Annotated in this window: 20 protein-coding genes and 1 tRNA gene (1 of these 21 cut by a window edge); 13 read left to right on the top strand and 8 right to left on the bottom strand. The window is 46.6% G+C overall.

The features are described 5' to 3' along the window. Together N530_RS18780 and N530_RS19390 are read left to right on the top strand one after the other, a co-directional pair. On the top strand, positions 1-200 hold a 200-nt coding region (locus N530_RS18780), incomplete at its 5' end, for an ATP-binding protein (protein WP_026479039.1). 60 nt (positions 201-260) lie between these two features. After that, positions 261-392, top strand: coding sequence for a hypothetical protein (locus N530_RS19390; protein ID WP_256374288.1), 132 nt, complete (start codon positions 261-263; stop codon positions 390-392). A 184-nt stretch (positions 393-576) separates the two neighbouring features. Here the strand turns inward: N530_RS19390 and N530_RS0100220 are convergent, their stop codons facing one another. Next, positions 577-921 carry a RidA family protein gene (locus tag N530_RS0100220; RefSeq protein WP_026479038.1) on the bottom strand — a complete coding sequence of 115 codons (345 nt, stop codon included), beginning with the start codon at positions 919-921 and terminating at the stop codon, positions 577-579. A gap of 595 nt (positions 922-1,516) precedes the next feature. Here N530_RS0100220 and N530_RS0100210 point away from each other — a divergent pair. Next, entirely contained in the window at positions 1,517-2,455 is a 939-nt protein-coding gene (locus N530_RS0100210) for a GIY-YIG nuclease family protein (RefSeq protein WP_026479037.1), read from the top strand. 378 nt (positions 2,456-2,833) lie between these two features. Here the strand turns inward: N530_RS0100210 and N530_RS0100200 are convergent. Further along, a tRNA-Leu gene (locus N530_RS0100200) sits at positions 2,834-2,918 on the bottom strand. 160 nt (positions 2,919-3,078) lie between these two features. On the opposite strand from N530_RS0100200, the gene N530_RS0100195 reads away from it, so the two are divergent. Both N530_RS0100195 and N530_RS0100190 read left to right on the top strand, forming a co-directional pair. Continuing rightward, on the top strand, positions 3,079-3,714 hold the full coding sequence (locus N530_RS0100195; RefSeq protein WP_035265979.1) for an exopolysaccharide biosynthesis protein: 636 nt from the start codon (positions 3,079-3,081) through the stop codon (positions 3,712-3,714). Between the two features lie 30 nt (positions 3,715-3,744). Next, the gene (locus N530_RS0100190; protein ID WP_026479035.1) at positions 3,745-4,257 is read left to right on the top strand and encodes a disulfide bond formation protein B; all 513 of its coding nucleotides are present in this window, start codon (positions 3,745-3,747) and stop codon (positions 4,255-4,257) included. A 16-nt stretch (positions 4,258-4,273) separates the two neighbouring features. Here the strand turns inward: N530_RS0100190 and N530_RS0100185 are convergent, their stop codons facing one another. Beyond that, entirely contained in the window at positions 4,274-4,831 is a 558-nt protein-coding gene (locus N530_RS0100185; RefSeq protein ID WP_018690512.1) for an HNH endonuclease, read from the bottom strand. 138 nt (positions 4,832-4,969) lie between these two features. Further along, positions 4,970-5,611 carry a DNA-3-methyladenine glycosylase gene (locus N530_RS0100180; protein WP_035265977.1) on the bottom strand — a complete coding sequence of 214 codons (642 nt, stop codon included), beginning with the start codon at positions 5,609-5,611 and terminating at the stop codon, positions 4,970-4,972. Between the two features lie 67 nt (positions 5,612-5,678). Between N530_RS0100180 and gluQRS the strand changes: the two genes are divergently transcribed. Continuing rightward, positions 5,679-6,557: a tRNA glutamyl-Q(34) synthetase GluQRS gene (gluQRS, locus tag N530_RS0100175; RefSeq protein ID WP_026479033.1), complete on the top strand. Its 879-nt coding sequence runs from the start codon at positions 5,679-5,681 to the stop codon at positions 6,555-6,557. On the opposite strand, the gene N530_RS0100170 is transcribed toward gluQRS, so the two are convergent. Both N530_RS0100170 and N530_RS0100165 read right to left on the bottom strand, forming a co-directional pair. After that, positions 6,554-6,847 (bottom strand): hypothetical protein, encoded by a 294-nt coding sequence (locus N530_RS0100170; RefSeq protein ID WP_026479032.1) that lies wholly within the window; start codon positions 6,845-6,847, stop codon positions 6,554-6,556. The two genes, gluQRS and N530_RS0100170, sit on opposite strands and share 4 nt — an antisense overlap. 69 nt (positions 6,848-6,916) lie before the next feature. Then, entirely contained in the window at positions 6,917-7,792 is an 876-nt protein-coding gene (locus N530_RS0100165) for a YihY/virulence factor BrkB family protein (protein ID WP_026479031.1), read from the bottom strand. 96 nt (positions 7,793-7,888) lie between these two features. On the opposite strand from N530_RS0100165, the gene N530_RS0100160 reads away from it, so the two are divergent. The 6 genes from N530_RS0100160 to N530_RS0100135 all read left to right on the top strand — a co-directional run bounded on the left by N530_RS0100160 (position 7,889) and on the right by N530_RS0100135 (position 12,337). Beyond that, positions 7,889-8,725 (top strand): SDR family NAD(P)-dependent oxidoreductase, encoded by an 837-nt coding sequence (locus N530_RS0100160; protein ID WP_026479030.1) that lies wholly within the window; start codon positions 7,889-7,891, stop codon positions 8,723-8,725. Positions 8,726-8,794: 69 nt separating this feature from the next. Beyond that, a complete protein-coding gene (locus N530_RS17120) occupies positions 8,795-8,986 on the top strand; it encodes a twin transmembrane helix small protein (protein WP_035265984.1) in 192 nt (63 codons plus the stop codon). 23 nt (positions 8,987-9,009) lie between these two features. Then, positions 9,010-9,591, top strand: coding sequence for a cob(I)yrinic acid a,c-diamide adenosyltransferase (locus N530_RS0100150; protein WP_018690505.1), 582 nt, complete (start codon positions 9,010-9,012; stop codon positions 9,589-9,591). Between the two features lie 34 nt (positions 9,592-9,625). Beyond that, entirely contained in the window at positions 9,626-10,408 is a 783-nt protein-coding gene (locus N530_RS0100145) for a rhomboid family intramembrane serine protease (RefSeq protein WP_026479029.1), read from the top strand. Positions 10,409-10,636: 228 nt separating this feature from the next. Continuing rightward, positions 10,637-11,386 carry an electron transfer flavoprotein subunit beta/FixA family protein gene (locus N530_RS0100140; protein ID WP_026479028.1) on the top strand — a complete coding sequence of 250 codons (750 nt, stop codon included), beginning with the start codon at positions 10,637-10,639 and terminating at the stop codon, positions 11,384-11,386. 21 nt (positions 11,387-11,407) lie between these two features. Then, entirely contained in the window at positions 11,408-12,337 is a 930-nt protein-coding gene (locus N530_RS0100135; protein ID WP_026479027.1) for an electron transfer flavoprotein subunit alpha/FixB family protein, read from the top strand. 76 nt (positions 12,338-12,413) lie between these two features. Here the strand turns inward: N530_RS0100135 and N530_RS0100130 are convergent, their stop codons facing one another. Beyond that, entirely contained in the window at positions 12,414-13,649 is a 1,236-nt protein-coding gene (locus tag N530_RS0100130) for an MFS transporter (protein ID WP_026479026.1), read from the bottom strand. A 69-nt stretch (positions 13,650-13,718) separates the two neighbouring features. On the opposite strand from N530_RS0100130, the gene N530_RS0100125 reads away from it, so the two are divergent. Continuing rightward, positions 13,719-14,138, top strand: coding sequence for a helix-turn-helix domain-containing protein (locus tag N530_RS0100125; protein ID WP_026479025.1), 420 nt, complete (start codon positions 13,719-13,721; stop codon positions 14,136-14,138). A gap of 29 nt (positions 14,139-14,167) precedes the next feature. On the opposite strand, the gene N530_RS17115 is transcribed toward N530_RS0100125, so the two are convergent. Further along, on the bottom strand, positions 14,168-15,594 hold the 3' portion of the coding sequence (locus N530_RS17115; RefSeq protein WP_247869147.1) for a M23 family metallopeptidase. Its footprint extends 541 nt past the window's final position; 1,427 of the gene's 1,968 nt are visible here — the last part of the coding sequence; its start codon lies off the right edge, out of view; it ends in the stop codon at positions 14,168-14,170.

Below are 15,594 nucleotides of genomic sequence, written 5' to 3'. Positions count from 1 at the left end.
GCGTAATCATCACGACCAATCTTAGCTTTAGTGAATGGGCGACGGTCTTCGGTGACGCCAAGATGACCACTGCCTTGCTCGATCGGCTAACACACAGATGCCACATACTGGAGACTGGCAATGACAGTTACCGCTTCAAAGCCAGCTCTGAAATTGCAAAACAGAAACGAAAGGAAACAACACCATTGACCAAATCATGACGAAGAAAGCATAACGACTTAGCGGGTCAAATCTCGGTGACAATACCGGGTCAGTTCTAAGTGACATTCAACAATCTGGTGACTAACAGTGTTGGCAGGCAATCTAAAGATGAGATCACCGTTTTCAAAAATGGCGGCGGCGCGCATCTCGATCTGATGGTCGCAGACCGAATTTGGAAAGCAATGAATTAAGTTGGTATTGGCTAGGTTGGCGCAACGAAAATGCGACGATGTCGGAATTGAAAAGGTGGGTGTTGTGATCGACAGCCATGCTCTGTCGGTATTCCGCGCATAAACTGGCGGTAGTCTATTCAATAGATAAGGGCGGGCTTGTTATTCAAAACAAGCCCGCCCTTAATTTTTAAATGTCGTTAAATTACGCTTTTGCAGCGATAATCATAACTTCAACCATATAATCTGATGTTACCAAACGCGATTCGATACAGGCGCGTGCTGGTGGGTTTTTCGGGTCCACCCACGCATCCCAAACAGCGTTCATACCGGCAACATCACCCATATTCGCCATCCAGATAGTTGCAGATAGAATATGTGATTTACTGCTGCCGACTGCTTCTAAAAGGCGATCAACATTGGCTAGCATGTCTTTGGTTTGCGCTGTGATATCCGCACCTTTACCGACTTGGCCTGCAAGGTAAATTGTATCGCCATGTGTTACAGTTTGGCTCATCCGGCTACCAATTTCAGTACGTGTTATGCTCATTGTCATATTCTCACTTTGAATTTTTAGATGGTGTAAGTTCTATTAGGCTCAAAATCTCGCATAGCATTTGAGCGCCGTTTTGTGCAGTGTTTGTTGCTAGGTTATAGGCATGAGCGACCAAATCGCCGCCCACTCCAGCATACATTATTAGCGATTTTACGATAAGGATGTCAGCCTTTATTGCGGGGTGAGCACCCTTTGGTTAGATCTGTTCAAGCTGGCGTTGCCCTGAAAGAGCAGGGCGCTGACATAAGCACTGAAAAATCAGCGGTATATTCAACTATGCAATCGAAGGGGAAAATGTTGCGTCAATATATGTGTGAATTGGTGCCCCCCGCCGGAGCTACGGATTTCATAACCAATTGAATTATATTACCTTTTTTTTTAAATTGTCAATTTTACCCCCTGTTTGCCCCCCAATTTTAAGCATAAAAAGAAGTTAGCTACCCAAAGTGGGACTCTAACTATATTGAGCGGCAGAGTGGTTACATATTCAGCGACTTCTTTTTTTAAACTTTGACTTCCGCCCAGCTGATTTTTAAAAAGTCGAAATAACTTTAATTGCGCACATAAACTTTAACTAGGAAAATTCCAAATGGCCAATGGTCGCTCCCTTAGATTATATTTGGCTGATGGGTCTGCATCCGGAATTGTTACGGTTGAAATTGGGAATTGGAGTGGCCACATTCTGTTTTCTCCTCGAACACGGATCGAAGCGGCACTAGCTAGATCTGAAGTTTCTCGTACAGGGGTTTATATTTTGATTGGTCCAGATGATGAAGATCAGGGCCAACAAAAAATCTACGTTGGAGAAGCTGACGAATTAAAAAGCCGCATTGCCAGTCACAATAAAGAGAAAGATTTTTGGGATCGGTTCATTTCTATAAGTAGCAAAGATATGAACCTGACTAAAGCTCACGTGAAGTATCTAGAAGGTCGCCTCCTCGATTTTGCTCACGACTCAGGAAAAGCTTCTATAGACAACAGAACGAATCCGAACTTTGCTAAGTTGCCTGAGGCAGACATATCAGACATGGAAAGCTTTCTTGATGAAATAAAGTTAGCCTTACCTGTGCTTGGTGTTGACTTTTTCCCAACAAGAAAAGTGTCTGCTAAAGACCCTCAAACGATTTTTAGACCCGACGCCAAAAATGAAAAAGATGTATTCTTTATCATAAACAATTCAAAAGCTGGAATCGATGCCAGAGCAACAGAGATTGATGGCGAATTTGTGGTTTTAGAAGGGAGTACTGGCAGTCTAAAAGAGAGGTCTTCGTTTTTATCTTCAGGAATAAAAACACTTAGAGATCGTCTGCTGAAAAATGGCGTCGCTGGCAATATAAATGATAGCAATTTTATTTTGAGAAAAGATGTTGAATTCAAAAGTCCTAGCGGTGCATCTGTTTTCTTACATGGAACATCTCGTAACGGAAGAACCGACTGGCTAGTTGAAGGCCAAGGCATTACTTATGCAGAATGGAAAGACCGGGAGATCGCGGAAGCTATCGGACAAGTGAATGAGATAGAAACTTGAATATAGCTAAAAGACGATAACGCCATTCTCTAAATCGTATAAGATTTGTTCTCCTTATGAAATGTTGATGAGCTCAGGCAGAAATCAAGTCTTAGCAATCGCGCGAAAGTAGAATTACCTTTGCCGAGAGTTTGCTCAATTTAAAATTTATAGAAACTAATTCTGCAAGGCTTATTACTATTGCCCCCCAAGCCCCCCGCTTACCGCTGCCCCCTGTTTGCCCCCTGCGGACACAAAAAGTGTGACACGTAGTTGCACGTTATGGGACAAACTTTGTGCAATTCTCAAGATTATGTTGACAAAAAACGCCGTAAAGATTGGCTTTTTATGAAAAATGTTGGGAAAATTTAGGGGTGTTGCGTCAATAAATGTGTGATGTGGTGCCCCCCGCCGGAATCGAACCGGCACTCCCGAAGGAACGGGATTTTGAATCCCGCGCGTCTACCAATTCCACCAGGGGGGCACTTAGATCGGTATTGACAGCGCGCTTCCTACGCCCGACATGTTTGCACGTCAAGTATTAAACGGAATTTCCATAACAGGTTTATGCGCTGTCAACGCAGTATTATTGTTTGAGCTGTATGAGCACTCCATATTTAGCTAACTGATGATAGAGGATCACCATGCACACTGAAAGTGAACCGCGCGGCGCGCTCGATAAAATCGAACATGTTTTGCTTTCCAAAAGCGCTTTGCCCGATGGTGGTAATGCGGAACATATTTCGCTTGGTGCCTTGAGCGATGGCATGGAAGAGCGGGCTTTCGGGCTGCTGCTTTTATTGCTGGCGCTGCCATGCGGTTTGCCCTTTGTTTATGGGCTTCCGCAGATTGTTGCTTTGCCAATGTTGGTGCTCGTATTTCAAATGGCGAGTGGGCGCCGTTCACCTTGGCTGCCTGAAACGCTTCGAAAGCGAAAATTGCCCGTGCAATCTTTTCTAAAGCTGGTTGCCAATACGCGGCGCTATGCCGGATGGCTAGAACGCCTTGCGCATGCGCGTTTAACATCGATGACCAGTCCGCGCGGCATGCGTCTTGTTGGCGCGTTGCTGCTCATCCCGTGTGCTTCTATTCTGGTTCCACTGCCTTTAACAAACACGGTGCCTGGTATTGCCGTGGCGATGACGGCAGCTGGCCTGATTGAACGGGATGGTGTTTTTGTCGGTCTTGGTATTTTAGGCGGCCTTATCTGGGTTGCACTTTTGGTTATCGGCGGTCCAACTTTGGCCTATTTGTTAGTTGACTGGGTGCTTAATCGCTGAAATGACGCGGCATGAAAGTGGAGTTCATAAATGTTGAAAGATAGCGCAGGGCGCATGCAGGTTTTGGGAAGCGCTTTTATGGCTGCTGCATTGGCTGCGGTGGTTGGAACGGCGCTAGCCTTTGAACATATTGGCGGGTACATTCCTTGCAAATTATGCCTTGAGCAGCGCATTCCTTATTATATTGGCGTGCCCATTGCGTTGGTCGCTCTTATTGCGGCGCTGATGAAGTGGCCGGGCATTATTGCGCGTGGCGCGCTTTTGCTTGTCGGGTTGCTGATGGTCTACAGCATTTATTTAGGTGTTTTTCACAGTGGTGTGGAATGGGGATGGTGGCCCGGCCCGCTTGATTGCAGCACAAGTTCGACCAGTGGTTTAACGACTGATGCAAGCGATCTATTGGGCGCGATTGATCTTCAAAAGCCGCCGAGCTGTGATGAGGCCGCAGCGCGTTTTCTAGGGCTTTCATTTGCCGGTTGGAATGTCATTGCCAGTGTTGTGCTTGCAGCAGCAGCGCTCAAAGCGGCATTTGCCAAAAACTGATTTTTTGGCGAAAAGCCTAAGGTTCCAGTTCGACATCCCAATAAAGAAAATCCATCCAACTTTCATGCAAATGGTTGGGTGGGAATTTACGGCCATTATTGTGTAAATCATGGACCGTTGGCTGATAGGGCATTGTGCGCGGATGCATATCTGTTTTTGAAGGCATCCGGCCGCCTTTGCGTAAATTACAAGGCGAACAAGCTGTAATGATGTTTTGCCATGTGGTCTGCCCGCCAAAGCGGCGCGGGATCAAATGGTCAAAAGTAAGATCATGCGGACTGCCGCAATATTGGCATTGAAACTCATCGCGCAAGAATACGTTAAACCGCGTAAAGGCCGGATAGAGCGCGGGTTTGACATAATCTTTTAGGCTTATGACGCTGGGCAGTTTCATCGACGAAGATGGAGAGTGCACCGCGTGATCATATTCTGCAACGATGTTCACACGGTCCAGAAAGACAGCTTTAATGGCATCCTGCCATGACCATATGGACAGCGGATAATAGCTCAGCGGTCTAAAATCTGCATTGAGCACTAAAGCTGGCAATGCTTCCGGCTTAACTGCGATTGTCAATTTTCGACCCTCATCGTTTTCCGTCCTTTATGCAGCTTATACTAAGCGGGTTATGACAGGAATGTGAAGCGTTTGAATTTTGCCGCTAGGGATAAACTAAATGTCCGTTTTATCAGTGGTTTATGCCTATGATTAAAATCATGGCATCGCGGCTCGGCCCTTTTTAACGGCGTAAAATGCCCAAAGAAGCCTTGCTGCAACACCGCGCCATGGTGCCCATGATTCGGCCATTGCACGTAGTTTCTTGTCGCTTGGTCGCTGTTCTAACCCGTAAGCATCGGCGGCGGCCTGCTGTAAAGCCAAGTCACCGGCGGGAAAAATATCGCGGTGGCCAACCGCAAAGAGCAAATAGACCTCCGCAGTCCATGGACCAATGCCTTTGATTGCGACGAGCTTATCCATCGCATCGGCGGCGGTCATCGCGGATAGTTCATCAAGCACGATGTCGCCGCGCTCTATTGTTTCGCATAAAGCTAAAAATGTGCGTTGCTTGGGGCGCGATAGGCCAATTTTAATCCAAGCTTCTTCGCCAAGCTCAAGATAGCGCTGCGCAGTAAGCGGTGCGATATATTCCTCCATCCGGCCGTAAATTGCCGCTGCGCTTTGTTTGGAGACTTGTTGTGAAATGATGATGGAGGCAAGGCTTGCAAAGCCAGGTTCTGTTCTCCTGAGCGGAACATCCGCAGTTTGGGCAATCACATCATTTAAGACAGGGCAAATGCCTGCCAAAGCCGCAAGACCGGCTTTGATGTCGTCGTCGGTATCGATTGTGTTTGTCATTGCGATTTCAATAGCCCTACACATTCATTTAAAAAGCCGATAGGCAATGCGCCGAAGGAAACTATGCATGCCCAAGAGTATAACGCCACCCGTTTTTCGATTTGCACCAAGCCCGAACGGTTTGTTGCATCTGGGGCATGCTTATTCGGCGCTCTTAAATTATGAAGCTGCCAAAGCGATGGGCGGGCGGTTTCTTTTGCGTATCGAAGATACGGACGTTACGCGCGCGCGCCCAGAATTCGAACAGGCGATATTCAATGATCTTCATTGGCTTGGCATTGAGTGGGAGGAACCGGTTCGCCGGCAATCTGACCATTTTGGCGATTATAAGCCTGCGCTCGAAAAGCTGGAAGCTGAGGGGCTGAGCTATCGTTCTTATTTAACCCGTTCTGACATTAAGCGAATTGTTGAGGCGCACGAAGCCAAGGGCAGTGCTTGGCCGCGTGATCCCGATGGCGCGCCGCATTTTCCCGGTCGTCATTATGAGGAACAGGCAACGATTGACGACAGTTCTTATACGGTCAGGTTTGATATAGGCGCATGTTTGAAAAAAGTTAATCGGGATATATCGTGGCGCGAAGCATCTGATCGTGGCTTCGCCGACTTCATAGACGTTGCTGCGGAACCACAAAAATGGAGCGATATCATTCTTGTGCGGCGTGATGCACCGGCTAGCTACAATCTGGCTGTTGTTATTGATGACGCGGTGCAGGGTGTAACCCATGTTGTGCGCGGCGAAGATATCTATGCGGCGACTTCTATCCACCGGCTGCTTCAAGAATTGTTGGGTCTACCGCAACCTCTTTATTATCATCATCGATTGATTTGTGATGAGAAGGGGCGAAAACTATCAAAAAGTCAGCACGATACGAGCTTGGCAAGTTTGCGCGCATCTGGTCTGACATCTGATGACATTAAAGAAAAACTTGGCTTTAAAAATGGCTAAATGCCAAATTTACTCAGTGCCATCTTTAGCGCCATAAGAACCGCGAGCAACATGAACCCACCGCAAACGCCGACGATAGCAATATAGGCTGCGTCATGGCTGTAGGGCAAAAATATGCCCCCAAGATAAAAACCCAGAAAAGCGCCAAGAGTTAAAATGATCATATTGCTAATCGTGCCGAATGCGAGGTTTTCCAGTATGCCGTTCATGGCGGCACCAATGAAAAACGCTGACATGACCACAGCTATTCCAACCATCAGTAATGCTGGTGTGTCGAGATAATTAAGCATGTAATCATCCTCTCTTCAGAAGTTATCGCATGTTTTGCTTAAGTATAACCTAACAAAGTTACTTGAGTTTTATCCGTTCCTTTGTTGTCCTTTTTGGGGCGGCTGGTTTTTTAAGTGACGTGTTGCGGCGTTAATCTGAGCGCCAAAAATAAAAATTGCAGCAATTATATAGAGGAACACCATGGCGATCATAATCGATGCCAAACCTGCATAGGTCGAAGCATAAGTGGCAAAACTATCGAGATAGAGGGCGAATGAATATCCTGCCAATGACCATGTAACCATGGTGAAGATGATACCGGGTGCTAAAGACTTTAATCGCCGTTTGCGATTGGGTAGCCATTTATGGGCGATGGCCACGGCTGCTGCGACGAGTAGCAATACAATACTAAAGCGCAATGCATCGCTTGGCAGACTTAACTGTGCCGCCCAAGGCAAGTAACTGACGATTTCCTTGGCAAATTTAACGAGCAAGGGCGCAAGCACAAGCAAGAAACTGATGATCAACATTGCGGCAGTTGCAGCCAGAACCATTGCAATGCTTTGCAGCCGCAAAAGAAAATAATTGCGTGTTTCAGTAACGCGGTAAGCGCGGTTAAGCGCAACACGTAAGGCTTCCACACCGTTGGATGCAAAGATCGCGGCTGCAATCGCTGAAACCGTTAGCAATCCGCCGCGCTGTACGGTGAGGACATTATGAACTTCCTTTGCTAGCGGTTTTGCAATTGATTCTGGCCATGTATCAAAGATTAACTCAACAGCAGTTTCAGAGAACTGATCCGCACCTAGAAATGTCGCCAAAGAGGTCGCAAAAATTAGGAATGGAAACAGCGCTAAAATCGTGGACAGGGCGACATGACTGGCAAGTGCCCATCCATCGCTGTCGATGAAGTTTTTGGTTGCATCAAATGCGACACGCTTAATTTTAAGGAATTTTGACTTCATCGGCACTCTATACATACTCTATATTTGTGTTTCTCACTATTTCAGATATTGCACTAAATAGCTTTAGCAAACTCGAAATGATAAATGAGTCTGGAAATGGTCGGAAATTCAAGAACGATATTGGTGACTGGCTGCTCATCAGGTATCGGAGCGTATTGTGCTAAAAGGCTGCGTGAAGATGGTTGGCGCGTTCTGGTAACAGCGCGAAAAGAGGCTGATATTGCGCGCTTGCAAGCCGAAGGCTTTGAAGTGTTTTATCTTGAGTGCCGTGATCCGGCTTCAATCAAGACCTGTTTTAATGCGGTGATTGACGCTACGGGCGGAAAACTCGACGCGATCTTCAATAATGCTGGATATAGTCAGGCGGGTGCCGTCGAAGATATTCCAATTGAAGCTTTGCGCGAGCAGTTTGAGGTCAATTTCTTTAGCGTTCATGCAATGACACTTCTTGCGGTGAAGCATATGCGCGCCCAAGGTTACGGCCGAATTATTCAACATTCGTCGGTTCTTGGGTTTTGCCCGATGATTTTACGCGGCGCCTATAACGCATCGAAATATGCGTTAGAGGGACTTTACGGGACAATGTACACTGAATTGCAAGGGTGCGATATTCATGTATCGCTTCTTCAAACGGGCCCGATACCATCCAATGTCGCCATCAATGCTTTGCCATATTTGCGGAAATATATTGATGTTGAGAACTCGCACTACCAAGAGATTTACCGGCCGCGCATAGCTGAACTGGAGGCCGGCGGGACAGCCGATACGACTGGAACTGGTGCAGAGCCAGTTTATAAAAAACTCAAACGCGCGCTTAACGACAAATCGCCGCGCCCTCAATATTTTATCACCCGCCAGACCTATTTAGCAGGTATGCTCAAACGGCTTCTTCCTTCGAAGCTGTTTTTTAAGGCAATTAATTATTGGTCTTAAGTTAAAAACGCCTATGTGAGGTTGAAAGCGAAGCCTGTCTAATATGCGTTAAACTTGAAAAGAGAAATGATGTCCGGAACCAGTTTTTACATAATCGTTATATTGATGATTGCAGTCTTGGTCGTGCTGCTTGCCGGTTTGCGCAATATGTTGAAAGGTGGCGATGCGAATTTTTCAAACAAGATGATGCAACTGCGTGTGTTTCTTCAATTTATTGCGGTGGTTGCAATTGTCATCGTTGTGTATTTTGCTCGCTCGTAAATTAACTCGCAAAGGCTCTTATTATGGTTGTTCTGAATAAAATTTATACCCGTACTGGCGATGATGGAACAACTGCCCTTGGTACTGGCGAGCGGCGCTTGAAATTTGATTTGCGCGTTAATGCTTACGGTACAGTGGATGAGACGAATGCTTGTGTTGGCATGGTGCGTTTGCACACATCGAAAACAGATCACGATCTGGACCGCATGCTATCTCGCATTCAAAATGATTTATTTGATCTTGGCGCTGATCTGGCAACGCCAGAAGCTGAAGAAGCACCGGAATATGAACCACTGCGCATTACAGATGCGCAAGTGGAAAGAGTTGAGGCAGATATTGATGCGCTCAATAGTGGGCTAAAACCCTTGCGTTCATTTGTGTTGCCGGGCGGCTCGCCTGCTTCTGCTGCGTTACACGTAGCGCGCACCGTTGCGCGGCGCGCAGAGCGCCTGATTGTTGAACTTGGGGAACAACCGGGCGAACATGTTAATCCGGCGGCATTGAAATATATCAACCGCGTATCGGACTTCTTTTTTGTGGCGGGGCGTGTCGTCAATAATAATGGTGCAGATGATTTGCTTTGGGTTCCGGGCGAAAATCGTTAAGCTTGCATGAAATCGACTAACAGGGCAGGCCTTCATGTTCATACCATTGCACGATGCGAATGCTCTTAAGCATATTAAGCTTCAATATGTGACGCTAACGCTGATCGCGCTGAATGTTCTCGCCTATCTGTTTGTGAATGTGGTCACTGATCCAGCAACGATGCAGGCCACATTTGTTTCCTTTGGCTATATTCCTGCTGTCGTGAACGATTTTGAAGAACTGCCCATCGAGCTCGTTTATATTCCTGAAAACCTGTCGCTCATCTCTTATTCTTTTCTGCATGGTGATTTTATGCACCTGATGGGCAACATGCTTTTTCTTTGGGTGTTTGGTGACAATATTGAAGATGCGCTTGGCCATTTTAAATTTTTGATCTTTTATCTTCTTTGCGCGATTGCCGGTGCATTGGCGCACGGGTTCATGGACCAAGTTTCGATTGCCCCGCTGATCGGTGCTTCAGGAGCGGTGGCAGGGATTATCGGTGCTTATCTTGTGCTGCATCCAAAAGTGCGTGTTTGGGTTTTAGCATTTAGCCGTCTTCCGCTAAGATTACCTGCCTATATTCCGCTTCTATTCTGGATAGCGTTTCAAATATTTATGGTTTTTGCCTTGCCAGATGATGCCGTTTCTTGGGGTGCACATATTGGCGGTTTTCTTGCGGGTGCCATTTTGGTTGTATTCATGCGCCGCCGCGGTGTGCCGCTGTTCGACCAAAATGTTGTGACGCCACAAGCTGTGATTGTGGAACCGGAATCGGTCGTTTTGAAAACGGATGAAAGAGATACGAATATTTGGGGTAGAGGATCGTCTACTTAATTGACGTGCACGTAAACGTCATTTAGATAGGCGGCACGGGCATCGTCTTTTTTTACCGTTGGCCTTGTGGCACGGAGCGGAAAAGGGCATGCGGGAAATTGATTTTATGTCGACGTGAAATGTCGTCAATAGTTAAGAATGCTCTGCCGCATAGTGGTTAGATCATTGTAATGGAAATCTTGGCCTTTGCTGCCTGCGGGTAGCAAACGTCTTTCGGGAGATGAAATTATGAAAGTCCTCGTACCTGTAAAACGGGTTGTCGATTATAACGTGAAGATTCGTGTGAAATCGGATGGTTCAGGCGTCGAGCTTGCCAACGTTAAAATGTCAATGAATCCATTCGACGAAATTTCGGTCGAACAGGCGATTCGTATGAAAGAAGCTGGTCAGGTTGAAGAAATCGTTGTGGTTTCTGTTGGTCCGCAGCAAGCTCAGGAAACTTTGCGTACAGCATTGGCCATGGGCGCGGACCGCGCAATTCTGGTTAAGCATGATGATATCGTCGAGCCGCTTGCCGTTGCCAAAATTCTCAAAGGCATTGTTGAAGAAGAAAATCCAGGTCTAGTCATCCTTGGCAAACAAGCCATTGATGATGATGCAAACCAAACAGGTCAGATGCTGGCTGCATTGCTTGGCTGGAGCCAAGGTACATTTGCTTCAGAAGTTGAAATTGCCGGCGACACTGCAAAAGTGAAGCGCGAAGTTGACGGTGGTTTGCAGAACATTGAAATCAAAATGCCTGCAATCATCACAACGGACTTGCGCCTTAACGAGCCGCGTTATGCATCGCTGCCGAATATTATGAAGGCAAAGAAAAAGCCGCTCGAAGAAAAAACAGCTGCGGATTACGGTGTTGATACGGCGCCACGATTGAGCGTTGTTAAAACTGAAGAGCCTGAAGGCCGCAAAGCCGGTGTCATCGTTGGTTCCGTTGAAGAGCTTATTTCAAAGCTCAAAAACGAAGCTGGCGTACTTTAATCAAGCGGAAGGATATTTCAGATGGCTATTTTATTGATTGCCGAACACGATAACGAAACTCTTTCTGATCAGAGTGCAAAAGCGCTAAGCGCAGCCAAGCAAATTGGCGGCGACATTCATGTGCTTGTTGCTGGCAAAGGTGCTAAAGCGGCAGCCGATGAAGCGGCGAAACTAGACGGTGTTTCCAAAGTTTTGCTCGCGGATGATGCATCGCTCAACATGATGCTTGCAGAACCAACGGCGGCTTTGATTGTTTCGCTGGCAGATAATTACGATACGATTATTGCTGCTGCGACAACCGATGGCAAAAACATTTTGCCACGCGTTGCTGCATTGCTTGATGTTATGCAAATTTCGGAAATTACCGAAGTGATTGACGCTGTAACATTCAAGCGTCCAATTTATGCTGGTAATGCCATTCAGACCGTTAAATCTTCTGATGCAAAGCGCGTTATCACTGTGCGGACTGCTTCTTTTGATGCAGCGCCAAGCGGTGGTTCAGCTTCTGTTGAAAGCATTGATGCTGCGGCAGATCCTGCGCTTTCAACATATACATCTTCAGAACTGTCTGGCGGCGACCGTCCAGAGTTAACATCAGCGAAAATCATTATTTCCGGCGGTCGTGCTCTTGGTTCTGCTGAAAAATTTGAAGAAGTGATCTTGCCGCTTGCCGATAAGCTTGGTGCTGCGGTTGGTGCTTCGCGTGCTGCTGTTGATGCGGGTTATGCACCCAATGATTGGCAAGTTGGTCAAACAGGTAAAGTGGTTGCGCCTGATCTTTATATTGCCGTCGGTATTTCCGGTGCTATCCAGCACTTGGCGGGTATGAAAGATTCTAAAATCATTGTTGCGATCAACAAGGATGAAGATGCGCCGATCTTCCAAGTTGCAGATTACGGCCTCGTAGCTGATTTGTTTGACGTTCTTCCCGAAATGGAAAAAGCGCTTTAATTAATTGCTTTGAACTATTCTAAAGCCTCGCATTTATGATGCGGGGCTTTTTTGTAATTAGTGTTCGCGCTGGAAACTACACTTCCACAGTGTAACTTTCTTCCGTTCGAATAAGAATAATTGCAATAATCAGTAAGACCGCTGCTACTGCAAATGCGAGTTGCATGCCGTTGGTCACCGAATTTTTTGAGGCTTCTGCCATAGTTGTTGTGCCTGAACCCAATGTAAAAATGGCTCCTAAGCCTGATACGCCGGCTACTAAACCTAAATTTCGGGAAAGACTTAAAAGGCCTGCGTAAATGCCGCGTTTATCATTGGATGCGACTGCCATAATTGTTGTGTTGTTGGCTGCTTGGAATAGTTGGTAGCCTGGTGTGAGAATTGCAATTGCTATTAAATATCCGACTGCACCAAAAATAGTCGGCAAACTAATCAATCCTAATACACCCAGCAAGAGAGTAAAAAGTCCAATATATGTAACGCGATTGGGCCCAATTAAGTCAACTAATCGACCTGAGGCAACGCCGCTGAAAATTGAAATCAAAGGGCCGACGGACATGACAAGGCCAACAATCATGATTGCAAGCTCAAGGCCAATGCTAAGGTAGAAAGGGCCAATAATGAGTGTTCCGATCATGACAGCAGCTACAAGTAAATTTGCTAACAGTCGAGGCAATAATTTTCGCAGATGGATCGCCTTTAAATCTATCTTAGATAGCTTTGCAGTCGTGCCGCTTGTTGGTAAAAAATTATATACCAAAATAGCTCCACACAGACTGAAGGGCATTAGTATGAAAAATATGCTCGACCAGTTCGCTGCTGAAATAAGAAAACCGCCTAGTGGTGGTCCAATAGCAGTACCCAAAGCAGACATGGTGCCTAACAAGCCCATTGTGCTGCCAATTTTATTTGTTTCGGCTGTTTCATGAACCAGTGCAATGGTGAGGGTCATCAATATGGCGGCGGCAATACCTTGAATGCTCCTTGCCACGATCAGCAACCAAAGATTTGGCGCCAGCGCACAAAGTAGGGAAGTTGCTGAGTAAAGAGCTAATCCAAATAGAAGCATTTGTTTAAGGCCGAACTTATCGCCAAGATGCCCTACCACAACAACCGATAAGGTAAGTGTAAGAAGATAGGCGGTCACGATCCACTGGACGCTTTGAAAAGATGCAGAGAACACAACTGAAAAAGTTGGAAGCGCAACATTGGGAATGCTGGTCCCTAAAGATGACAGCATCATTGAAAGTGCTAATGCAGATATTGCGAGACGTTTTTTGTCGTTTCCTTCGAGCGTTCTGGTTTGGCTCATATGAGTTTATCCTTGATAAAAAGTGGTGTCGTTTGTAACTTGCCACTTCAAGCCAACTTGAGGTCAAGTGTGAAATTACTAGATATTGGCGATGTTTGTAGATTGACTGGGTTGCGTCCCTCAGCGGTGCGTTACTATGAAGAGCTTGGATTAATATCCTCAGTATGTCGCAATGGGCTTAGACGGCAATTTTCACCTGAAATTGTGACGCAGCTCGCACTAATTTCAATGGGAAAATCTGCTGGTTTTGATCTGACAGAGATTTCGGAAATGTTTGGAAGTGACGGGCGGCCAGACATACCGCGTGAAACGCTGCATAAAAAGGCGAACGATTTAGATTGGCAAATTATAGAACTTAAAGCGATCCGCGACTTGGTTAGACATGCTGCAGAATGCTCGGCACCTTCGCATATGGAGTGTCCTACTTTTCGACGTTTAGTCGAACTTGCAATGCGAGGGAAAAAAATCACTAAAAGTCATAAGAAATAAGACTAATTGCAAAACGCTTTTGTGGATTATTAACCCGCAACCTGCGCAATCTGTTGATTGCCTTCGCTGGTTCTTTGCAGCAGGTCGTTGATACGATCCCGTTCAATTTCGAAACGCGCGAGTTCTTCACCTGACAGTGATTTGCCCTTTGGCAAGCGCACGCGCATTGGATCGACCCGTTTATTGTTCACACGCATTTCATAGTGAAGGTGCGGTCCCGTAGAAAGGCCCGTTGTGCCGATATAACCGATGACTTGGCCTTGTCGCACGCGCGCGCCTGCTTGGATGCCCTTTGCGAATTTTGACTGGTGCGAATAGGATGTTTCATATCCATTGGCATGGGTAATGAGCGTTTGCTTGCCGTAGCCGTTTGACCAGCCAGCTTTTTTCACAACGCCATTGCCCGGTGCAATGATTGGCGTGCCGCGCGGTGCAGACCAGTCCACGCCCCAATGCATGCGTGAATATTTCAAAATCGGATGGCGTCTCATGCCATAAGGCGAACGGAATTTTCCTGTCGGGACAGGGTTGCGCAATAGAAATTGACGGGCGCTGCGACCTTCCTCATCATAATAATCTATATCGCCCTGTTCGCCTCTGAAGCGATAAAAGGTGCGGGTTTGATCATTGAAGGTTGCTTCTACAAAAAGCAGCTCTTGTTTTGTATCGTCACTATTGCCTTCTTCCGGCACGGAATAGAAAAGCTCTAAATGATCGCTTGCTTTGATCTTTGATTGAAAATCGACATCAGCGGCAACCATGCGTATGATTTGGCCTGCAATATCCAGCGGTAAATCATACGCCAAGACGCTCTGATATATTGCATCATATGCTGATGGTAGGTCGCGGGCGTTTGGTACTGCGGGCTTTGGTCGGCTCTTCCTGTTTTGTTGAAGTGCCATAATGCCGTCATCAAAGGGTTCTTGCGCCGGTACATATTGTTCTTGATCATTGAGCGCGATTGTCAATCTATGCTCATTGTCATCATAAAGGCTTGCGCGCACAATTTGTTGCCCAAGCATAGAGCCTTGCAAACCAATGCGAACGACGCTGCCTTCTTTGAACTCTTCGGTGCGAAGAAGTGTCATCAGCGCATCTGCCATGGGCGCGGCTTTTCGGAAGCCTGTATTTTCCATTGTCTCTAGTATGCTGCGGGTTTCGCGCACGACGATCAATTGCTCATGAAATGAGCGTTCTGGCGCAAATTCACTGTCGGGAGCAGCAACGGACACATTTTGCGGAACTATCTTTGCTCCTTGCGGAACGTCAAAAGCAGCCAAGGCTAGATCGGAAACGCCAAAACGCGCTGGATCAACATAATAGAGTGAGGCAATCTCTACAGAGCCATCTGTAAGGATTGGCGCAGTCTCGCGGACAATGGCCTCAACTTCATCATCTGCCAATGTTAGCGACGACTGTTTCATGTCTTCATGAAAGACAAAGTCAGTCGTGCGTA

Origin of the sequence: Ahrensia sp. 13_GOM-1096m, assembly GCF_000620605.1 — a bacterium.
GTDB classification, from domain to species: Bacteria; Pseudomonadota; Alphaproteobacteria; order Rhizobiales; family Rhizobiaceae; genus Ahrensia; species Ahrensia kielensis.
This window is presented reverse-complemented; position numbering and strand designations above follow the sequence as displayed.